Source organism: Ferrovibrio terrae (genome assembly GCF_943371255.1).
GTDB classification, from domain to species: domain Bacteria; phylum Pseudomonadota; class Alphaproteobacteria; order Ferrovibrionales; family Ferrovibrionaceae; genus Ferrovibrio; species Ferrovibrio terrae_B.
On sequence record NZ_CALRUC010000085.1, the window covers coordinates 1 to 19,727 of the forward strand.

Consider the following 19,727-nt stretch of genomic DNA (forward strand, 5'->3'; position numbering starts at 1 on the left):
CGATGTCGACTCTTACGCAGTCGAAAGCCAGAAGCGCGCCAAGCGCTCCTGGGACGAAGGCCGCTTCAAGAAGTCGATCATCCCGGTGAAGGACATCAACGGCCTGACCATCCTCGACCGCGACGAGCATCTGCGGCCCGAGACCACCATGCAGTCGCTGGCTTCCCTCGATCCGTCCTTTGCCGTGATGGGCGAGCAGTTCGGCTTCAATTCCGTCGCCACCCAGCGCTACCCCGAGGTGGAGCGCATCGAGCATGTGCATCATGCCGGCAACTCGTCGGGCATCGTCGATGGTGCCGCCGCCGTTCTGATCGGCAATGCGGAGGCCGGCAAGAAGAGCGGCCTGAAGCCCCGCGCCCGCATCCGCAGCTTTGCCTCCATCGGCTCGGAACCCACCATCATGCTGACCGGGCCGAGCTTTGCCGCCGAGAAGGCCCTGCGCCTGGCCGGCATGAAGCCCTCGGATATCGACCTCTACGAGCTGAACGAGGCCTTTGCCTCGGTGGTGCTGCGCTTCATGCAGGCGCTCAACATCCCGCATGACAAGATCAACGTGAATGGCGGCGCCATCGCGCTGGGCCATCCGCTGGGTGCCACCGGCGCGATGATCCTCGGCACCATGGTCGACGAGCTGGAACGCAGCGGCAAGAGCACTGCACTCGTCACGCTCTGCGTCGGCGCCGGCATGGGCACCGCCACCATCATCGAGCGCGTCTGAGCGCTGTCAAAGCTACAGGGTAGAAACATGATCGATTACACTGTTGACGGCGACGGCGTCGCCTCCATCACCTGGAACATGACCGACCGGTCGATGAACGTCATGAACAAGGCCAGCATTGCGGCCTTCCGCGAAGCTGTCGACAAGGCCATCCAGGACAAGGCCGTGAAGGGCGTCATCGTCACCTCGGCCAAAGCCGACTTCGTCGCCGGCGGCGATCTGGTCAGCATGCTGGAAGAATCGAAGGACGCAGCCAGGGCACTGCAGAACAGCTTTGCCCTGCAGAAGCTGTTCCGCGACATCGAAAAGGCCGGCAAGCCCTTCGCGGTTGCCATCAACGGTACCGCGCTGGGCGGCGGCTACGAGATTTGCCTCGCCTGTCATCGCCGCATCGCTGCCGACAACCCAAAGACGCTGATCGGCCTGCCGGAAGCCACCATCGGGCTGCTGCCCGGCGCTGGCGGCACCCAGCGGCTGCCGCGCCTGATCGGCGTGTCCAAGGCGCTGCCGATGATGCTGGAAGGCAAGAAGGTCGACGCCAAAACGGCGCTTGGCCTAGGCATGATCGACGAGATTGTCGCACCTGCCGAACTGCTGGCCCGCGCCAAGGCATGGATTCTGAATGAGGGCCAGACCGGCCATGTGAAGCCCTGGGACCAGAAGGGCTTCCGCGTGCCCGAGGCCGCCAACACGCCGAGGGGCGCCCAGGTCTTCACCGCCGGCAATGCCATGCTGCGCGCCAAGACCATGGGCAACTATCCCAATGCACAATACATCATGTCCTGCGTCTATGAGGGCATGCTGGTCGATATCGATACCGGCCTGAAGATCGAAAGCCGGTATTTCGTCGCCTGCACCCAGTCAAAGGAAGCGCGCAACATGATCCGCTCGCTGTTCTTCTCGATCGGCGATGCCAACAAGCTCGCCAACCGCCCGAAGAATGTGCCGACCCAGACCTATACCAAGATCGGCATCCTTGGTGCTGGCATGATGGGCGCCGGTATTGCCTGGTCGGCATCGGCCGCCGGATTGCAGGTTGTGCTGCTGGATTCCACGCAGGAATCGGCTGACAAGGGCAAGGCCTACAGCGCCAGCCTGCTCGACAAGCGGGTGAAGTCCAAGCGTGCCAGCGAAGCTGACAAGGAAAAGCAGCTCGGTCTGATCACGGCCACGACGTCTTATGACGACCTCAAGGGCTGCGACCTGGTGATCGAAGCCGTGTTCGAGGATCGCGCCATCAAGGCCGATGTGACGAAGAAAGCCGAGGCGCAGCTGGCGCCGACCGCCATCTTCGCCTCCAACACCTCGACTCTGCCGATCAGCGGCCTGGCCGAAGCCAGCAGCCGGCCGGCCAACTTCATCGGCCTGCACTTCTTCTCGCCGGTCGACAGGATGCCGCTGGTCGAGATCATCCGCGGCAAGCAGACCTCGGATGAGACGCTGGCGCGTGCCATGGACTTCGTGAAGAAGATCCGCAAGACGCCCATCGTTGTGAACGACAGCCGCGGCTTCTACACCAGCCGCGTCTTCGCCACCTATGTCAGCGAGGGCCTGACCCTGCTGGCCGAGGGCGTGACCCCGGCGCTGATCGAAAATGCCGGCAAGGCTGCCGGCATGCCGGTGGGTCCGCTGGCGCTGGCCGACGAAGTCTCTCTGGAGCTAATGCATCGGGTGCGCACCCAGACCAAGAAGGATCTGGGCGATGCCTACAAGCCCGATGGTTCGGCGCCGGTCCTGTCCCTGATGGTCGAAAAGCTCGGCCGCATGGGCAAGAAGGCCGCCAAGGGCTTCTACGAGTATCCGGCCGATGGCAAGAAGCGGCTGTGGACCGAGCTGGGCAAGCATTTCCCGGTCAAGCCCGAGTCCGAACAGCCGGCGCTCGCCGACGTGATCAAGCGGCTGGTCTATATCCAGTCGGTCGAAACGGCGCGTTGCGTCGAAGAGAATGTCATCATCGACGTGCGCGATGCCGATGTCGGCTCGATCATGGGCTGGGGCTTCCCGCCCTTCCGTGGCGGCACCATCAGCAATATCGACACCGTGGGCGTGCAGCCCTTCGTGACGGAATGCGATGCGCTGGCGCAGAAGCATGGTGCTCGCTTCACGCCGCCCAAGCTGCTGCGCGACATGGCGGCAGGGGGCAAGAGCTTCTACGCCGCCTGAGGCCGCGCAAAGCACAAACGAAAAGGGCCGGGTTTCCCCGGCCCTTTTTTATTGCCTGCCGCCCGCTCAGTCTTCGTCCGGCGGCGGCACTTCATCCTCGTCTTCCGCCGGCTCGGCAGGGGCATCGGATTCGGTGCTGGCGCCCGGCGCATCGAACAGCGTGCTGGCACTGCCGCCTTCATCCTGCGGCGGCAGTCCATCCGCCGGAATGGCATCGATGCCGCTGGACGCGCCGCCGCCATAGAGCTGCTCCGGCAGCCAGAGCGCGATCTGCGGGAAGCTGTAGAGCAGCACCATCGACAGCAGCACGATGCCGACAAAGGGATAGATGCCCTTGAAGATCTGCTCGATCGAGATGTTCTTCGGTGCCACGCCCTTGCAGTAGAAGGCCGCCATCGCCACCGGTGGCGTCAGGAACGAGGTCTGCAGGTTCAGCGCCACCAGGATGCCGAAGAACAACGGATCGACGCCGTAATGCTGCAGCAGCGGCAGGAAGATCGGCACGAAGATGATGATGATCTCGGTCCATTCCAGCGGCCAGCCGAGCAGGAAGATGACGAACTGGGCCAGGATCAGGAACTGGGTCGAAGACAGATCGAGATAGTCGATCAGATCCTTCACCACCTCATGGCCGTTCAGATAGGCGAACACCGCCGAGAAGGTGGCCGAGCCGACAAACAGCCAGCAGACCATCGCCGCCGAGCGTGCGGTCAGGAACACCGACTCCTTCAGCTTGGTGATGCTGAAGCTGCGATAGCCGATGGCCAGCACGATGGCGCCGGCGGCACCGACGGCGGCCGCTTCGGTCGGCGTTGCCAGACCGAAGAGGATGGCCCCCAGCACGGTGGTGATCAGCAGCGCCAGCGGCAGGAACGATGTCGCCAGCGCCCAGATCACCTTGGTGAAGGGTACATCGAGGATTTCGCGTGGCGGCTTCGGCGCCAGCGACGGATTGATCATGGCCCGGGCGATCACATAGACCATGTACAGGCTGGCCAGCATCAGACCCGGCAGGAAGGCGCCGGCATAGAGCTTGACCACCGAGACGCCCGCCGTGGCGCCATAGAGGATCAGCAGCACGCTGGGCGGGATCAGAATGCCGAGGCAGCCGCCGGCGCAGATCACGCCGGTCGCCAGTTTCGGGTCATAGCCGGCCCGCAGCATCGCCGGCAGCGCCAGCAGGGTCATCAGCGTCACCACCGCGCCGACGATGCCGGTGGCGGTGGCGAACAGCGTGCAGGTCAGCAGCGTGGCAACGGCGAGCGATCCCGGCAATCGTTTGGCCGCCAGTTCGATGCTCAGGAACAACCGGTCGAGGATATTGGCGCGCTCGACGATATAGCCCATGAACAGGAACAGCGGCACCGAGATCAGCACGTCATTGGCCATGACGCTGAAGGTGCGCTGGACGAAGAGTTCAAAGATATGACTGCCCATGGCGAAATAGCCGAAGCCGACGCCCATGGCCATCAGGGTGAATGCAATCGGGAAGCCGAAGCCGATGGCGAACAGGAACGCCACCAGCATGAGAATGCCAACCTGCGGATCGGTCATCGGCCGGCCTCCGGGTTGTCGCTATGCTCTTTCTGCAGAATCTGCTCCAGCTCCTCGACATCGCCCAGGCGCGGCGGCCATTTTCCGGTCTTGATGCAATACATGCAGCGCATCACCTCGGCGATGCCCTGCAGGATCAGCAGCGCGCCCGCAATCGGAATGATGGTCTTGAAGGGATAGATGATCGGGCCGGCCGGCGTGAACAGGCTGCGTTCCTTCACCGACCACGAATAAGCGGCGTATTCCCAGCCGGTATAGAGCAGCGTGATGATGCCGGGAAAGAAGAAGACGAAATAGAGGATCAGATCCCAGCGCGCCTGGGTGCGCGGCTGCCAGTTGCGATACAGCCAGTCACCGCGCACATGGCCATTGCGCGCCAGCGTATAGGCGCCGGCCATCATGAACAGCGTGCCATAAAGGATATAGGCGGCATCGAAGGCCCATTCGGTGGGCGCCTTCAGCACATAGCGGGCAAACACCTCGTAGGAAGTGGCCGCGGTCAGCAGCAGGATGCACCAGCCGAATGCTTTTCCGACCCAGGTGTTGATCGTTTCAATCCAGAACACAAACCGATTGTCCATTTGCCCCCACCGCTCCGTTTACGCGGTTTTTACGCGATGCCCTTAAACGACGGGAACCGCCGGTCGCCCGGCGGTTCCCGCTTACCCATGACTCTGTGAACTCAACCCTTCTTCTGACCGAAGAAGTGATTGTAGGCCACCTGACGGTTCGGCGTATTGAGCAGCTCGTAGCGCACCGTGCGGCGCACCCAGTCGAGCTGCGACTTGATCACCTTGGCGAAGAAGGCTTCCTGGTTCTGCGCCTGCAGCACGGTATCCCAGGCCTTGAGCTGGGCATCCATCACCACCTTCGGCGTGGTGTAGACCTTGACCTTGTCCTTGGTCTGCAGCTCGGCCAGATCCTTGGAATAACGGTCGAGTGCTTTCCACGACATGTCGGACGAGGCAGCCTCGGCAGCATACTTCAGGATCGACTTCTGCTCGGTGCTCAGGGCGTCATACTTCGTCTTGTTGAAGATGATCTCGAAGGCTTCCGCCGCCTGATGCCAGCTCTGCAGCATGTAGACCTTGGAGACATCCGAGAAGCCGAGCAGCTTGTCGGACGACGGGTTGTTGAATTCCGCCGCGTCCAGCAGGCCACGATCCATCGCCGGCACGATTTCACCACCGGCAACGATGGTGACTGCCGCGCCCATTTCCTTGAACACGTCCGCCGAAAGACCGACGGTGCGGTATTTCAGGTTCTTCAGATCGTCGGCCGTCTTGATCTGTTTCTTGAACCAGCCAAGCGGCTGGCAGGGCATCGGCCCGGAGATGAAGCCAACGACATTGAGCTTCAGGATGTCGCGCACCAGTTCGTTATAGAGCTGGTTGCCGCCACCATAGGCCATCCAGGCCAGCACGCCATTGGCATCCCAGCCGAACGGCGGCACCGTGCCGAACAGCGAGAAGGCCTTGTGCTTGCCATACCAGTAGGCGGTGACGCCATGACCGGCATCCAGCACACCGCTATGCACGGCATCCTGCATGCCGAAGGCGGGCACCACCGAACCGGCCGCCAGCACATCGAGCTTCAGGCGACCGCCCGACATCTCGTTGACGCGGGTGGCATAGTCGGCGGCCATCTCATGGAAGATGTCCTTGGTCGGCCAGGTCGACTGATACTTCAGGGTCACCGTCTGGGCCCGCGATACGCTCGGCATCGCTACGGTCGCGGCAGCAGCACCGGCCGCGATGCCGGCCCCGCGCAGGAACTGGCGACGCCCGGTCTTTTTAGGCGCAATAGGGGTGTCAGTACGCTCGGTCATCGTATCCTCCCAAGGATGTTATCGCCGGTTTCCGGCCGTTTTGAATTCGGTGCGTCAATTCGAGCGCCGTCATCATTGGGCGTATACGTTGTCTGGGGCAAGAGGATTTTTACACCCCGGTTATGCGCCGCAATGCACAATTTTGCGCAAACCGCCGATTTGACGCGCCCGGACAACCGGCACAGACTAAAGTTCAATAAAAAATGATCGGAGGAACACCATGACCCCGCCTGCCGCCACTGCCCTGAAAGCCGTCGCCGATATTCGCACACAGGTGAGTGCCGAAGAGTGGCAGACCCGCACCGATCTCGCCGCCGCCTATCGGCTGGTGGCGCATTACGGCTGGGATGACCTGATTTTTACCCATATCTCGGCGCGCGTGCCGGGACCGGACCATCACTTCCTGATCAACCCCTATGGCTGGATGTTCCACGAGATTACCGCCTCGTCGCTGGTGAAGGTGGATCTGGAGGGCAATATCGTCTCGCCCACCGAGCACATCATCAATCCGGCCGGCTTCACCATCCATTCCGCCGTGCATGCCGCGCGCCATGATGTCGGCTGCGTACTTCATTTGCATACAAGCGATGGCATCGCGGTCTCGGCCATGGCCGAAGGCCTGATGCCGCTGAGCCAGACCGCCATGGTGGCGCTGAGCACGCTGAGCTATCACGAGTTTGAAGGGATTGCCCTCAATCTCGACGAGCGCGAGCGGCTGGTCGCCGATCTGGGCAGCAACAACCTGATGATCCTGCGCAACCACGGCACGCTGGCCTGCGGCAAGACCGTGGCCCAGGCCTTCCTCAACATCCACCTGCTGGAACGGGCCTGCCAGGCCCAGGTGCGGGCACTGGCCGGCGGGGCGAAACTGCATCCGGCCCAGCCCGCCGTGCAGGAGCTGGTGAAACAGCAGGTGCGCGGCATGAAGATCGATGTCAGCGGCCTCGCCTGGGGCGGCCTGCTGCGCCTGCTGGATGCGAAGGACGCGTCTTATAAGTCGTGAAGCCGACCCAGCAGCGCATCGACATCGCCGGCCGTGTGATACAGGCCGAAGCCGATGCGCAGGCGCTGGCCGCGATGATCGGTCACCACGCCGGCGCTGGCGAGGCGCTGCTGCACGGTTTCGGCATCCGCCAGCTCGAAGGTGAGGAAATTGCCATGCGGCAGGCTGTCCGGCACCACCAGCTGCGACGCCTGGAGCGGTCCTGCCGGCAGAGCCGCGATGAATTTGCGCTGCAGCCCGCGCACATGATCGTGGATCATCGCCACGCTGATGCCCTGCTGCACCAGCCAGTCCTGCACCGCATTGAAGCGATACAGTCCTGACGGGTCGAATGTGGCGCCCATGAAGCGCCAGCCATTCTCGGCGTAGGCCGTGCGGTTGTCCTGTGCGCCACTGAGCGCCCCGAAGGCGGCATACCAGCCGGTATCGCGCGGCCGCGCACCCCAGCCCGGCGGGCAATGCATGAAGCAGGCGCCCTCGCCCGCCATGGCATATTTGTAGCCGCCGGCAATATAGAAGGCGCGCGCAGCATAGGCCGACCAGTCGACCGGCCGCGCCATGAAGGCGTGATAGCCATCCACCACCAGCATGGCCTCGCCGGCCGCCGCCGCAAGGGCGCCGATATCCTCCACGGCAAAGCCGGAATTGAAAAACACCTGGCTGACAAAGATCAGGTCGAAGCCCGCCTTGGCGGCGGCGGCAAAACGTGCGGCAAAGGTCTCGAACGGCGCGCTGGCAATCCGCGTCACCTGCACCAGGCTTTCTTCTTCCATGCGCGCGATCTGGCGGGCGAAGGAATGGAATTCGCTGTCGCTGGTGAGCAGTCGGATCGGCCTGTCGGCCGGAAAGCAGGACAGCAGCCGCTTGACCAGCTCATGGGTGTTGGGCGCAAACACCACGCTGGCCGGATCGGGCAGGTTGAGCTGGCGCGCCACATGGCCCTGCGCCCGGGGCAGCACGGCACCCAGCACATGCTCCCATTTGCCGTCGATCAGGCGGGCGGCATCGTCCCAGGCCTGCTGCTGCCCCGCCAGGCTGGCATCGGGCCAGCAGGAATGGCTGTGGGCGGCGAAATGCAGGCGCTGCGGGTCGCTGCCGAGAAACCGGGAGAAATGCTGTTTCAGGTCGAGCTGGGTCATTTCACGCTTTCCGTGACGCGCGGAATATTTTAATCTTAAAATAATTCCGGGAGCAAGACCATGACGACGGACGGCATCCAGACCGATTTCTCCGACCGCATGAGCTATGGCGACTATCTGCGCCTCGACACCCTGTTGTCGGCGCAGCAGCCGCTATCGGCCGAGCAGGACGAACTGCTGTTCATCACCATCCACCAGGTGCAGGAACTGTGGATGAAGTTGCTGAACAGCGAACTGGACATGGCGATCGCCCATATCCGCACCGACACCCTGGGCCCCAGTTTCAAATGCCTGTCGCGCGTCTCGCGCATCCAGGTACAGCTGATCCAGGCCTGGGATGTGCTGGCCACCATGACCCCGGCGGATTACCTGCGCTTCCGCCCGGTGCTGGGTTCTTCCTCGGGCTTCCAGTCCTGGCAGTATCGTCAGATCGAATTCAAGCTGGGCGCCAAGAATGCCCTGATGCTGAAGCCGCACCAGCACCGCCCCGATATCCATGGCCCGCTGGAGGCCGCCTTCAATGCCCCCAGCCTCTATGATGAGGCCCTGCGCCTGCTGGCCCGTCGCGGCCTGGCGGTGCCTGATGACATCCTCAAGCGCGACGTCACCAAACCGCACCAGGCCGATAGCCGCGTCGAAGACGTCTGGGCCACGATCTATCGCGAGTCCGAGCGGTATTTCGATCTCTATGAACTGGCCGAGGAACTGGTCGACGTGGAGGACAGCTTCCAGCAATGGCGCTTCCGCCATATGAAAACCGTGGAACGCATCATCGGCATGCGCCAGGGCACCGGCGGCAGCGCCGGCGTGTCCTATCTGCGCCAGGCGCTGGAGCGCAGCTTCTTCCCCGAACTGTGGTCGGTGCGCACCAAACTCTAATACGCCGTGAACAGCACCATGAAGGCCGACACCGTGATGGTGGCGATCACCGTCGTCACCAGGATGGTGGATGAAGCGCGCTGCACATAGGTGTTCTGCTGGGTGGCAAGGATGTAGACATTCGCCGCCGTCGGCATCGAGGCCTGGATCACCGCCACGGCGGTGAGGAAGGCATCCAGCTTCAGCACGTGTACGGCCAGGATCCAGACCAGCAGCGGATGCACCGCCAGCTTGCCGACCGCGGCCAGCGACACCTGCTCCAGCCCTTCCGAGATCGGCCGGCCGACCAGCGTGAGGCCGAGCGCGAACAGCGCGCAGGGCGCCGAGGCATCGGCCAGCAGATTGAGCAGGGTCTCCAGCGGGCTGAACAGGCTGAGGCCGGTCAGGCCCCAGAGCAGGCCGGCAAAGGTGGAGATGATCAGCGGATTGCGCGCCATGCCGGCGCCGACGCGGCGGAAGATCGCGCCCAGCGAGGCATTGCCGCCATTGGAGCCTTCGATCAGCGCGGTGGTCAGCGGGATCAGCAGCACATGGTCGAACACGATGATCAGCACGGCCGGCAGCACGGCGGCATCGCCGAACAGCGTCACCAGGATCGGCAAACCCATGAAGCCGACATTGCCGAAGGACGCGCTCATGCCCTGCACCGCGCGCTCGCCCCAGTTCATCGCAAACAGCAGGCGGCTCAGGCCCACCGTGAAGGCATAGGCCAGCAGGCCGCCACCGCTATAGGCCGCGACGAATTTCCAGTCGAAGGCGGAAAACACCGGCGCCGAGGCCATCTTGATGAATAGCATGGCCGGCAGCGCGAACCAGATCACGAAGGCATTGAGGCCGAGATAGGCCTGCGCCGTGATGATGCGGGTATAGCCGGCAGCATAGCCGACGAAGATCAGGCCGAAGAAGGGCAGCGAGACATTGAGCAGGGTTCCCATGGCGCTGCGCTCTTCTCTTTCTCGGGTTTTATTGCGCCGGCTGCAGCTGGATCAGCCGCTTGGCGAAGGCGTTGCGCGCCAGTTCTGGCATCGGGATCGATTTGCGCGCCTTGAGATCGAACAGCACGGCGACGATCTCGGCCCGCGCCAACGGCTGCTGCGAGTTGCTGTCGAGCAGGAAATGGCAGAAGCGCCAGGTCTTCTCGCGCAGCTCCAGAATGCCGGTGCGGGCGTAATAGGCATCGCCGATATTGAGAGGCTGGAAATAATCGATGGCATATTCCAGCGCGGCCGAACCCAGCCCCAGCTCACGCATGCGCTCGGCCGTCATGTCGCCGCCGGCCAGCATGTTGCCAGCGGCTTCGGAAAACCGCGCCATGTAGAACCGCGTCGCCATGCGGCCGGTTTCCTCGGCTTCCCAGCGATCCACCGCACCGCGGCAGGTCTCGTACATGCCCTCCACCGGCGCGGCCGGCGCCCGCGGCCCGGTCTGCGGCTTGGGCGGTGGCGGAGCCTTGAGCTGCACCGCCAGTGCCGCGGCCGCGGCACGCACATCCTGCGGCAGCATGAGCAGTCCGGCACCGTCCAGCCGGTCGAGGATCAGCGTGGCCTCGCAGGTGGCCGACAGCGTGTCGGTCTCGTCCTCGTATAGCTCGTGATAAAGCTGCAGCCGGTCGGCCTCGACGCTGCGGATACCGCTGCGCACCCGTAGCACGGCGGCTTCGTGATTCTCCCGTTTGAACTGGATGCGATGCCGCAAGGGCCGCACCGCCACCGCATCGGACCGCCGCCGCGTCGGGCCATAGCCCAGTGCCAGCAGCAGCTGTTTCTCGGCTTCGGCGAAGCGCGCGAGATAGAACTGCACGTTCAGATGCCCCATGCGGTCGCATTCCCAGGGCTGCACCGGCGAACGGCCGGTCGGCACGAAGCCATCCTCCACCGCGGGCAAGGCGGCCTGTTCATGCGGCGCATCGCCATCCACCGTGATCGCCTTGAAACCTTCGGCGATGGCGGCCGGCAGGGATACGGATTTGCGCTGCGCCAGGTCGAAACACAGGCCGAGCACATCAGCGGTCATGCACAGCACGCCGTTCTCGGCATTGAACAGGCGATGATGGAACCGCACTTTCCTGCCTTCGGCGAGCGTGACGCCGCTTTCCATGCGGATCAGGTCGCCGGCATGCAGCTCGCTGAAGAATTTCGTTTCGGCATTGACGGCAACAATGCCCAGCTTGTGCTTGACCAGCGCCTCATGGCCGAAGCCGGCGGCCAGCATAGCGGTCGCCGCCGCATCACTGACGCGCCCGGTATAGAACTGCACGTTCATATGGCCGTACTGGTCGCATTCCCAGGCGGCAACGGAACCGCGGTAGGTTTCGCGGAAATTGGTCACGGGCAAACTCGCTGCGATGGAGACTGAAATCGTGAGGCGGGCACCTATGTTCGCGCCTTACCCGCGTCCGCGCAACCGCCCCATCAGGGCTTCCACATGGCGCCGCACCACGGCTTCGCCGGTATCGCCCAGCACCTTCAGCCGCCCGGTGGTTTCCAGCATCAGTGCCCCACCCATGGCTGCCGCGAGGGAAACCGTTTCCGCCCGCAGCATTTCCGCTTCCAGCGGGGCGATGCGCCGCATGGCATCGCTCAAGACCGTGTAGCACTGGATCAGCCGGCCATTGAGCAGGCGATCAAGCTCCGGCGTCAGGCCGGTGGGCCGGAAGCCCTGGCCCAGATAGAGGCCGAGATAAAGGTCATCAGGCCGCTGACGGTAGAAGTCATAAAAGGCCAGCGCACCGGCCAGCAGTTGCGCCTGCGCATCCGCTTTCGTCACCGCCGCGCGCAGGTGCTTCAGCAGATCGGCCAGCGAGCCCGCCAGCAGATCGGCATACAGCGACTCCTTCGCCGGGTAATGCAGATACACCGTGCCCACGGCGATCCCCGCTTCGGCCGCAATTGCGCGCAGCGTGGCGCCATCGAGGCCGTCGCGGGCGAAGATCTTGCGCGCCGCCTGCAGGATGGCATCGCGCTTGAAGGCGCGAACGGCCTCGCGGCGGCCGCTTTTGGCCTTTTCCAGCGTTGCCGTATCAGCGGGCATTTTTCCACGCCAGCGGATCGCCGCCATCGCGCTCTTTCACCGCGGCCTTGAAGCCGATCTGCTCGCAGCGCGCCTTGAAAGCAACACCCTCGGGCGAATGCCGGGTGATGCCATCGAACAGCGTCGCCAGCGTCTGCGTCGAATTCAGGCCCATATTGTCATAGGCCTGGTTCACCATCAGCTTCTGCATCATCAGCTGGTTCTTCGGCACGCTGGCCATGCGTGCCACCAGCGCCTCGACATGGGCATCGAGATCGGCTTCGGGCACCGCATCGATCACCAGGCCATAGTCTTTCGCCGTTTTGCCGTCGATCAGGTCGCCGGTGAGCAGCATGCGCTTGGCCTTCTCGGCGCCCAGCCGATAGACCCACATCGCCGTGGTCGGGCAGCCCCAGATGCGCGCCGGTGGATAGCCGATCTTGGCATCCTCGGCCATCACCACCAGATCGCAGCACAGCGCGATATCGCTGCCGCCGGCCACCGCATAGCCGCGGATCTTGGCCACCACCGGTTTCAGCGAGCGCCACAGGCTGAAGAAGCAGTCGGTCGAATGCCGCATCCACTGGTAATCCACCAGCGGGTCCCAGGGCATGTCCTGGCTGCCTTTCACCGGGCGCGGCGCCTCGGCATAGGCCTTGAGGTCGTAGCCGGCGCAGAAGGCACGGCCGGCGCCGGTCAGCAGGATGACATGCACATCGTCGTCGGCATTGGCGCGTTCCACGGCGGCGCGCAGCAGGTCCGGCGTCGTCTCATGGATGGCGTTGAGATGCTCTGGGCGATTGAGCGTGATGCGGGCGACGCGGCCATCGCGCTCATACAGGACGAAAGACTCTGCCATGACGGATCCTCCATGTTTATGGAGAAACCTTACACTCGTTCATAAAAATGAACAACGTTCATAAATTGAGTTCGCGATAGCGGGCACCCGGCAGCGGATTATCGTAATAAGGCGGAATATCGTGAAAACCGAGTGCATCATAAATGCGATTGGCCGCCACCATCGAGGGGAAGGTATCAAGCCGGATGGCCCGGTAGCCGAAACCGCGCGCCGCGGCCAGCACCGCATCGGTCAGCCGGCGGCCGGCATTCAGACCGCGTCCGGCCGGATCGATATAGAGCCGCTTCATTTCCGCGATTCCATCCCCCAGGTCGCGCAAACCGACCACGCCGATGGCGACGCCGTCGCGTTTGCCCAGCAGCAATGCCCCCTTCACGGCGGGCGCATATTTGCCCGGCAGGCTGGCGAGTTCCTCGTCGAAGCCCTGGAAGCACAGGCTGAAATCCAGCGACTGCGCATAGGCGGTGAACAGGCGTCGCACCGCGGCAAGGTCTTCGGGTGTGACGGCGGGCTGAATCGTGATGGCGGAGTCGGTCATGGCGCTATGAGAAAAGAAAAGGGCGCGGCATACAACAGGGGATGATGCCGCGCCCACCGGTTTGCACCGGCTCCCGGCGGCTATCGGGGCAACCGCCGAAACGAAACCTGATCGCGCTAGAGCGTCACCATGCCCTCCAGATAGGGCTTGCAGGTGCCGGCCATGCGCACGCGCTCGCCGTCGTCGCGGCAATACAGCGTGCCGCCGCGTGCGGAGGCCTGATAGGCGGTGATGTCGCGCTTGCCGAGCCGCTTGGCCCAGTAGGGCACGATGCTGCAATGGGCCGAGCCGGTGACCGGATCTTCCGGTATGCCCTTGGCGGGTGCGAAGAAGCGCGACACGCAGTCGATGCCCGGCCGGTCGCCCGGCGCAGTGACGATGACGGCAAATTTGTCGAGGTCCATCAGTCCGTTCATGTTGGGCCGCAGATTGCGCACGATGTTGGCGTTGTCGTAGACGAGGAAATAGCTGTGGCCGGCCAGGATTTCGGCTGGCTTGGCGCCGATGGCCTCGATCAGCCCTTCGCAGGGCTGCGCCGGAGATACGGCACGCATGGGAAAATCCAGCGACAGGCGGTCGCTTTCGCCATCCTGCGTCACGGTCAGCGTGCCGCTCTTGGTGAAAAAGTCGATGCGGGTGCGCGCCCGGTCCAGCCGGTGGAAAATCACCCAGGCCGAAGCCAACGTGGCATGGCCGCACAGATCGACCTCTACTTCCGGCGTGAACCAGCGCAGCCCATAGCCGTCCTCGCCCAAGCCACCCTTCTGCGGCACGAAGAAAGCGGTTTCGGCGAGATTATTTTCCGCCGCGATCGCCTGCATGGTGGCATCCGGCAGCCAGGTGTCCAGCGGCATCACGGCGGCCGGATTGCCCTTGAACACCGCATCGGCGAAGGCATCGACCTGATAGAGCGGTAGTTGCATCCGGTGTCCCCCTCAGATGTACAGCAGCACAGCCGACAGCAGCGTCAGCCCGGCCATGGTGAAGTTGAAGATCGTGCGCGCGCGCTCATCGCCCAGGAACCGCCCGATGCCGACGCCGAACAGCGCCCAGAGCGACACGCAGGGCAGGTTGATGATGGTGAAGATCAGCGCGATCAGGCCCAGCTCGATGGCGTAGTGACCGCCCGGCGTGGTGAAGGCGGCAACGGCACCCACCGCCATCATCCACGCCTTCGGATTGACATACTGGAACAGCGCCGCCTCATGAAACCGCATCGGCCGCAGCTCGGCCCTGCTTTCGATGCCACCGGCGCGCGACAGCTGCCAGGCGAGCCAGACCAGATACAGCGCACCGATGGCCTTGAGCGCCTGGTGCAGCCAGTCGCTGGCCAGGATCACGGCGCCAAGGCCGAGACCGGTGACGATGATGAGGGAGAGAAAGCCGGCACTGATGCCCAGCATATGCGGCACGGTGCGGCGGAAACCGAAATTGGCGCCCGAGGCGGTCAGCAGGATGTTGTTCGGTCCCGGCGTGATCGAGGTGACCACGGCAAACAGCATCAGCGGGACCAGCAGGAAGGTTTCGGCTTGGCCAATATTAGACAGAGTTGACATCATTGGCTCTCCTCCTGGGAGAACCGGCGTCGCAGCAGAGGAAATGAAAATGCGCGACGCCGGCAGCCGGGGGGCTTAACGCTCAGGCCCTATCGAAGCCACAACGGCTTTTTCAGCAGCTCGGCTTCGACATCGGCGCGGGTGAGGCCGACATCCTTCAGAATCTCTTGCGGCAGGCCGGCAAGATCGGCCCGCTCGCGGGCCTGGCGCTGCCAGTTGAGCAGCATCAGCATGAGACCCGTCGCGCCTTCGGCGGCAACAGCTACCATGCGGTCGATGACCCGGCCGATCGTGCTGCCCGCGCGTTCGACCGGGCCTGTACCATAAGGCCGGTCGATTGTATCGATACAATTTGTCATGACACCCTTCCAATTTTCGATGAATTCTAACAATGAACCCGATCAATTCGGGCAATGCGATAATTGATTGACTCTTGAATGGGGTCAATGACAATATTGACACCATGACAATGTGGACTCCCAATCTCGACGCCTTCCCGGGCCCGCGCTACCAGGCACTGGCCACGGCCATCGAAACCGCGATCCAGACCGGCGAATTGCCGGTGGGCGCCAAACTGCCGCCGCAACGCAATCTCGCCTGGAAGCTGGGCGTCACCGTCGGCACGGTCAGCCGCGGTTACATGCTGGCCGAACAGAAGGGCCTGCTGTCGGGCGAAGTGGGCCGCGGCACCTTCGTGAAACCGAACGACGGTTTCGGCAATCCATCCTTCCGCAGCGAGATCGTCGCGCCACAACAGGATATCGCACGGCTTGCCACGCCCGGCGTGATCGAGCTGTCGCGCAACGAGCCGAGCCTGCCCGATTTCGAAGACATCATGCGTACCTCGCTGCAGCGCCTGTCGATGCGTGGCGGACTGCAGAACCTGCTGGGCTACAGCCGCACGCTGGGCGACCCGCTGCATCGCACGGCTGCCGCGCAATGGATCGCGCGCACCGGCCTGACGGTGATGCCGGAACAGATCATCGCCACCGCCGGCGCGCAGCAGGCACTCGCCGTGGTGATGACGGCGATGACCATGCCGAACGAGATCATGCTGGTGGAAGCGCTGACCTATGGCGGCGTGCATGAGAATGCCCAGCAGCGTCCGATCCGTCTGGAAGGCGTGGCGATGGATGACGAAGGCATGCGCCCTGATGCGCTGGCCGAGGCCGCGCGCCGCACCGGCAGCCGGCTGGTGCTGATCCAGCCCACGATTCACAATCCAACCACCGTGATGATGACGGCCGAACGCCGCGCCGCCATCGTGGCGGTCGCCCGCAAGCACGACCTCACCATCATCGAGGATGATGTCTACGGCTTCCTGATGCAGGACCGGCCGCTGCCTGTGGCGGCACTGGCGCCGGAACGCACCATCTACATCACCAGCGCGTCCAAATGCATGGCACCCGGCCTGCGCGTCGGCTGGATTGCCGCACCGCCGGTGCTGATCGAGCGCTTCGCCGATACCCTGCATGCCATGGCGGTGAACAATCCGCGGCTGAACCAGGAAATCGTGCGGCAGTGGATCGAGGACGGCACGGCGGCGATGCTGGTCGAACGCCTGCGTGAGGAAGCCGCGATCCGCAACGCCATGGCGGTCGAGACCTTCGATGGCCTGACCATGCGCAGCAATCCGGCCAGCCTGCATTGCTATCTCGAACTGCCCAATCCCTGGCGGCCGAATGAATTCACCAACCAGGCGCTGGGCCAGGGCGTGCGTATCGCCAGCTGCACCTCCTTCCTGCTCGACAACCGGCCGAATCCGCCGCCGTGGGTGCGCATCTCGCTGGCCCCCTCGCCCGACCGCAATGACGTGGCCGACGGCCTGCGCCGCCTGCGCGGCCTGATCGAGCGCGGCCCGGAAGCGCGCCACGCCATCGTCTAGCCACTAAGCGCTGTGCAGATCCTGCTCTATCTGGCACCGATCATCCTGGTGATCGGGCTGGTGGCGACCGGCCGTGTCGCCCTGGTGCATGCCGGCCTCGCCGGCCTGTTCGCCACGCTGCCGGCGGCGGCCGTCGCCCTGCATGGCCAGCGCGACCTGCTCGATTTCTTTGTCATCGAAAGCCTGAAGGGTGCCTGGCTTGCCTGGCATGCCATTGCCGTCATTCTCGCCGGCCTCACCGTGCATCACGTGATCCAGGCCGCCGCGCCGCCAGCTGCGGATACGCCGCAGTCTGCACCGGTGTCGCGACACCGCCAGGCGTATTTCCTCAGCTTCATTGCCGCCGGGCTGATCGAAACCGCGATCGGCTTCGGTGTCGGCTTCGCGCTCGCCATCCATGGCCTGCGTCGGCTGGGTGTGGCGCCGCTGCCAGCCGTTGCAGTCGGCCTGCTGAGCCAGATGCTGGTGCCCTGGGGCGGCCTGGGCATCGGCACGGTGATCGGTGCGGCGCTGGGCAATCTGCCACTGCAGGGTTTCGGCCTCTCCAGCGCCAGCCTGATGCCGGTATTCCTGCTGGTGCTGCTCAGCTGGTTCTGGTGGTGGTCGCACCGGCTCGGACTGGGCCTCAGCCTGCGCAACATGGCGCTTGATCTGCTGTGGACCGCGGCTCTGCTCGGCCTGCTGTATCTGGGCAACCGTTATGCCTCGGTGGATACCGCCGGCCTGATCGCCACGGCGCCGCTGCTGGCACTGGGCACTCTGCTGAACCGCAACCGGCCGCCGCTGCGCGCCCTGTTGCGCCTGGCGCTGCCCTACCTGCTGCTGATTGCCGTGCTGCTCTCCACCCGGCTGATCCCGCCGCTGTCGCAGACATTGCAGAGCATCGCCGTGTCAAAGCCCTTTGCCGACATGCCGGCCTTCCCCTGGGCCTACCAGGCCGGGGTGATGCTGCTGCTCACCGCCCTGCTCTATGGCGCGCTGACCCTGAAGCCGCAGCAGATCGGCGGCGTGCTGCGACAGACCTGGGCAGCCGGCCGCATCGCCATTGCCACCACGCTGATCTTCCTGGTGATGGCGCGGCTGATGGCAGCCAGCGGTATCCCTGCAGAGCTCGCGACAGCATGGCAGGCTGTGGCCGGCGAACAGGCGCTGCTGGCCTCGCCGGTCTTCGCCGCCATCGCCGGCGGCCTGACCGGCAGCAATACGGCATCGAACAGCCTGCTGCTGCCGCTGCAGGCGGCGATGGCGGGCTCGGCCGGTGCAAGTGTTCTTTGGGTCAGTGCGCTGCAGAACGTGACCGGCAGCCTGTTCACGCCCTTCTTCCCGGGCAAGATCGCCATGGCCTGCGCCTTTGCCGGCATCATCGGCGGTGAACGCCTGGTCTATCGCCAGGTGATCGCGCTGGTGCCGCCGCTGCTGGTCGCAGCGATACTCATCACACTGGCTTTCTGACCGTATGCGCATGGTTGAGCGGACCATGGCCGTGGCCGAAGCCCGGCGCGGTCTCGATCGCCTTGCGCACATAGGCGCGCGCCTGCGCCACCGCATCGCGTAACGACAGGCCAAAGGCCAGCCCGGTGGCAATCGCAGACGCCAGCGTGCAGCCGGTGCCATGCGTCGATGTGGTATCGATCCGGGTGCCGGTGAAAGCCTCACCGCCGCCGGTTGCCAGGCGCAGCAGATCGACCAGATGATCGCCCGGCAGATGGCCGCCTTTCAGCAGCACGGCGCGCGCGCCCAGATGCAGCAGGCGTTCGGCCGCCGCCGGCATGTCGGCTTCGCCGGCGATCTTCACGCCCGACAGCACCTCGGCCTCGGGCAGGTTCGGCGTAATCACCGTGGCGCGCGGGATCAGCCGCTTGCGCAGCGCCTCGGCCGCCGAAGGCTGCAGCAGACTGGCGCCACCTTTCGCCACCATCACCGGATCGACCACCAGCGGGATGTCAGGGGCATATTGATCGAGCGCGTCGACCACGGCGTCGATGATATCGGCGCGATGCAGCATGCCGGTCTTGATAGCATCCGCCCCGATATCCTGCAGCACGACGCGCAGCTGCAAGGCGATGAATGCAGCCGGCACCTCATGGATATCATGCACCGTGCGCGTATCCTGCGCGGTGAGCGCGGTGATCGCGGTGGATGCATAGCCGCCCAGCGCGGTGACCGTCTTTATATCGGCCTGGATACCGGCGCCGCCGCCGGAATCCGATCCGGCGATGATCAGAACCCGGCCGCGCTTTTGCGCAGCCGTCGCCGCAGCGCTCATGCCGCCTGTTCCAGCGCCGTGATGATGTCGTCGACCACGGTCTTGACCAGGCCTTCATCCTCGCCTTCCGCCATCACGCGGATCAGCGGCTCGGTGCCGCTCGGGCGAATCACGATCCGCCCGGCCTTGCCGAGTTTCTTTTCGGCGGCATCGATCGCCTGCTGCACCTTGGGCGCTTCCAGCGGCTTGCCGCCGCCATGGCGCACGTTGCGCAGCAGCTGCGGATAGGGCTCGAAGCGGCGGCAGAACACGCTGGCCTTTTCGCCGGACTCGCACAACGCCGCCAGCACCTGCAGCGCGGCCACCAGGCCGTCGCCGGTGGTGGCGAAA

General features: G+C 64.3%; 19 protein-coding genes and 1 pseudogene. 6 read left to right on the plus strand and 14 right to left on the minus strand.

All coding sequences use genetic code 11. The features are described from left to right. Positions 1–718: acetyl-CoA C-acyltransferase (locus AAG799_RS16365; protein ID WP_341897738.1), on the plus strand; the 718-nt coding region annotated here is incomplete at its 5' end. 27 nt (positions 719–745) lie between these two features. Continuing rightward, positions 746–2,881: a 3-hydroxyacyl-CoA dehydrogenase NAD-binding domain-containing protein gene (locus AAG799_RS16370; protein ID WP_341897739.1), complete on the plus strand. Its 2,136-nt coding sequence runs from the start codon at positions 746–748 to the stop codon at positions 2,879–2,881. Positions 2,882–2,947: 66 nt separating this feature from the next. On the opposite strand, the gene AAG799_RS16375 is transcribed toward AAG799_RS16370, so the two are convergent. From AAG799_RS16375 to AAG799_RS16385, 3 genes are all read right to left on the minus strand, one after another. Then, positions 2,948–4,435 (minus strand): TRAP transporter large permease subunit, encoded by a 1,488-nt coding sequence (locus tag AAG799_RS16375; RefSeq protein WP_341897740.1) that lies wholly within the window; start codon positions 4,433–4,435, stop codon positions 2,948–2,950. Then, positions 4,432–5,016, minus strand: coding sequence for a TRAP transporter small permease subunit (locus AAG799_RS16380; protein WP_341897741.1), 585 nt, complete (start codon positions 5,014–5,016; stop codon positions 4,432–4,434). Before AAG799_RS16380 ends, AAG799_RS16375 begins: the two co-directional genes overlap by 4 nt. A gap of 101 nt (positions 5,017–5,117) precedes the next feature. Beyond that, on the minus strand, positions 5,118–6,263 hold the full coding sequence (locus tag AAG799_RS16385; RefSeq protein WP_341897742.1) for a TRAP transporter substrate-binding protein: 1,146 nt from the start codon (positions 6,261–6,263) through the stop codon (positions 5,118–5,120). Positions 6,264–6,483: 220 nt separating this feature from the next. On the opposite strand from AAG799_RS16385, the gene AAG799_RS16390 reads away from it, so the two are divergent. Next, a complete protein-coding gene (locus AAG799_RS16390; protein WP_341897743.1) occupies positions 6,484–7,266 on the plus strand; it encodes a class II aldolase/adducin family protein in 783 nt (260 codons plus the stop codon). Here AAG799_RS16390 and AAG799_RS16395 read toward each other — a convergent pair. After that, entirely contained in the window at positions 7,254–8,405 is a 1,152-nt protein-coding gene (locus tag AAG799_RS16395) for an aminotransferase class V-fold PLP-dependent enzyme (RefSeq protein ID WP_341897744.1), read from the minus strand. The genes AAG799_RS16390 and AAG799_RS16395 overlap by 13 nt on opposite strands. A 60-nt stretch (positions 8,406–8,465) precedes the next feature. On the opposite strand from AAG799_RS16395, the gene kynA reads away from it, so the two are divergent. Continuing rightward, a complete protein-coding gene (gene kynA / locus AAG799_RS16400) occupies positions 8,466–9,284 on the plus strand; it encodes a tryptophan 2,3-dioxygenase (protein ID WP_341897745.1) in 819 nt (272 codons plus the stop codon). On the opposite strand, the gene AAG799_RS16405 is transcribed toward kynA, so the two are convergent. From AAG799_RS16405 to AAG799_RS16440, 8 genes are all read right to left on the minus strand, one after another. Next, the gene (locus tag AAG799_RS16405; RefSeq protein ID WP_341897746.1) at positions 9,281–10,219 is read right to left on the minus strand and encodes an AEC family transporter; all 939 of its coding nucleotides are present in this window, start codon (positions 10,217–10,219) and stop codon (positions 9,281–9,283) included. The genes kynA and AAG799_RS16405 overlap by 4 nt on opposite strands. Positions 10,220–10,247: 28 nt before the next feature. After that, a complete protein-coding gene (locus AAG799_RS16410) occupies positions 10,248–11,612 on the minus strand; it encodes a thioesterase family protein (protein WP_341897747.1) in 1,365 nt (454 codons plus the stop codon). Between the two features lie 57 nt (positions 11,613–11,669). Next, positions 11,670–12,314, minus strand: a complete 645-nt coding sequence (locus tag AAG799_RS16415; protein ID WP_341897748.1) for a TetR/AcrR family transcriptional regulator — start codon at positions 12,312–12,314, stop codon at positions 11,670–11,672. After that, a complete protein-coding gene (locus tag AAG799_RS16420; protein ID WP_341897749.1) occupies positions 12,304–13,152 on the minus strand; it encodes a crotonase/enoyl-CoA hydratase family protein in 849 nt (282 codons plus the stop codon). Before AAG799_RS16420 ends, AAG799_RS16415 begins: the two co-directional genes overlap by 11 nt. 58 nt (positions 13,153–13,210) lie before the next feature. Beyond that, the gene (locus tag AAG799_RS16425; protein WP_341897750.1) at positions 13,211–13,690 is read right to left on the minus strand and encodes a GNAT family N-acetyltransferase; all 480 of its coding nucleotides are present in this window, start codon (positions 13,688–13,690) and stop codon (positions 13,211–13,213) included. Between the two features lie 116 nt (positions 13,691–13,806). Continuing rightward, entirely contained in the window at positions 13,807–14,613 is an 807-nt protein-coding gene (locus tag AAG799_RS16430; RefSeq protein ID WP_341897751.1) for a PhzF family phenazine biosynthesis protein, read from the minus strand. Between the two features lie 12 nt (positions 14,614–14,625). Further along, positions 14,626–15,246 carry a LysE family translocator gene (locus tag AAG799_RS16435; protein ID WP_341897752.1) on the minus strand — a complete coding sequence of 207 codons (621 nt, stop codon included), beginning with the start codon at positions 15,244–15,246 and terminating at the stop codon, positions 14,626–14,628. Positions 15,247–15,335: 89 nt separating this feature from the next. Next, on the minus strand, positions 15,336–15,605 hold the full coding sequence (locus AAG799_RS16440; protein ID WP_341897753.1) for a DUF1127 domain-containing protein: 270 nt from the start codon (positions 15,603–15,605) through the stop codon (positions 15,336–15,338). Between the two features lie 104 nt (positions 15,606–15,709). Between AAG799_RS16440 and AAG799_RS16445 the strand changes: the two genes are divergently transcribed. After that, entirely contained in the window at positions 15,710–17,131 is a 1,422-nt protein-coding gene (locus AAG799_RS16445; protein ID WP_341897754.1) for a PLP-dependent aminotransferase family protein, read from the plus strand. Between the two features lie 12 nt (positions 17,132–17,143). Next, a complete protein-coding gene (locus AAG799_RS16450; protein WP_341897755.1) occupies positions 17,144–18,583 on the plus strand; it encodes an L-lactate permease in 1,440 nt (479 codons plus the stop codon). On the opposite strand, the gene thiD is transcribed toward AAG799_RS16450, so the two are convergent. Beyond that, positions 18,567–19,397: a bifunctional hydroxymethylpyrimidine kinase/phosphomethylpyrimidine kinase gene (gene thiD / locus AAG799_RS16455; protein WP_341897756.1), complete on the minus strand. Its 831-nt coding sequence runs from the start codon at positions 19,395–19,397 to the stop codon at positions 18,567–18,569. The two genes, AAG799_RS16450 and thiD, sit on opposite strands and share 17 nt — an antisense overlap. After that, positions 19,394–19,727 (minus strand): annotated as a pseudogene (locus AAG799_RS16460) (phosphoglucosamine mutase); the annotation flags it as partial. The pseudogene AAG799_RS16460 and the gene thiD, both read right to left, overlap by 4 nt.

Excerpts from the sequence above, each read along its gene's own strand:
- kynA (WP_341897745.1), top strand. The coding sequence starts at position 8,466 with ATGACGACGGACGGCATCCAGACCGATTTCTCCGACCGCATGAGCTAT.
- AAG799_RS16445 (WP_341897754.1), top strand. The coding sequence starts at position 15,710 with ATGACAATGTGGACTCCCAATCTCGACGCCTTCCCGGGCCCGCGCTAC.
- AAG799_RS16385 (WP_341897742.1), bottom strand. The coding sequence starts at position 6,263 with ATGACCGAGCGTACTGACACCCCTATTGCGCCTAAAAAGACCGGGCGT.
- AAG799_RS16435 (WP_341897752.1), bottom strand. The coding sequence starts at position 15,246 with ATGTCAACTCTGTCTAATATTGGCCAAGCCGAAACCTTCCTGCTGGTC.
- AAG799_RS16430 (WP_341897751.1), bottom strand. The coding sequence starts at position 14,613 with ATGCAACTACCGCTCTATCAGGTCGATGCCTTCGCCGATGCGGTGTTC.
- AAG799_RS16415 (WP_341897748.1), bottom strand. The coding sequence starts at position 12,314 with ATGCCCGCTGATACGGCAACGCTGGAAAAGGCCAAAAGCGGCCGCCGC.
- AAG799_RS16440 (WP_341897753.1), bottom strand. The coding sequence starts at position 15,605 with ATGACAAATTGTATCGATACAATCGACCGGCCTTATGGTACAGGCCCG.
- AAG799_RS16395 (WP_341897744.1), bottom strand. The coding sequence starts at position 8,405 with ATGACCCAGCTCGACCTGAAACAGCATTTCTCCCGGTTTCTCGGCAGC.
- AAG799_RS16425 (WP_341897750.1), bottom strand. The coding sequence starts at position 13,690 with ATGACCGACTCCGCCATCACGATTCAGCCCGCCGTCACACCCGAAGAC.
- AAG799_RS16380 (WP_341897741.1), bottom strand. The coding sequence starts at position 5,016 with ATGGACAATCGGTTTGTGTTCTGGATTGAAACGATCAACACCTGGGTC.
- AAG799_RS16390 (WP_341897743.1), top strand. The coding sequence starts at position 6,484 with ATGACCCCGCCTGCCGCCACTGCCCTGAAAGCCGTCGCCGATATTCGC.
- AAG799_RS16375 (WP_341897740.1), bottom strand. The coding sequence starts at position 4,435 with ATGACCGATCCGCAGGTTGGCATTCTCATGCTGGTGGCGTTCCTGTTC.
- AAG799_RS16370 (WP_341897739.1), top strand. The coding sequence starts at position 746 with ATGATCGATTACACTGTTGACGGCGACGGCGTCGCCTCCATCACCTGG.
- AAG799_RS16405 (WP_341897746.1), bottom strand. The coding sequence starts at position 10,219 with ATGGGAACCCTGCTCAATGTCTCGCTGCCCTTCTTCGGCCTGATCTTC.
- thiD (WP_341897756.1), bottom strand. The coding sequence starts at position 19,397 with ATGAGCGCTGCGGCGACGGCTGCGCAAAAGCGCGGCCGGGTTCTGATC.
- AAG799_RS16420 (WP_341897749.1), bottom strand. The coding sequence starts at position 13,152 with ATGGCAGAGTCTTTCGTCCTGTATGAGCGCGATGGCCGCGTCGCCCGC.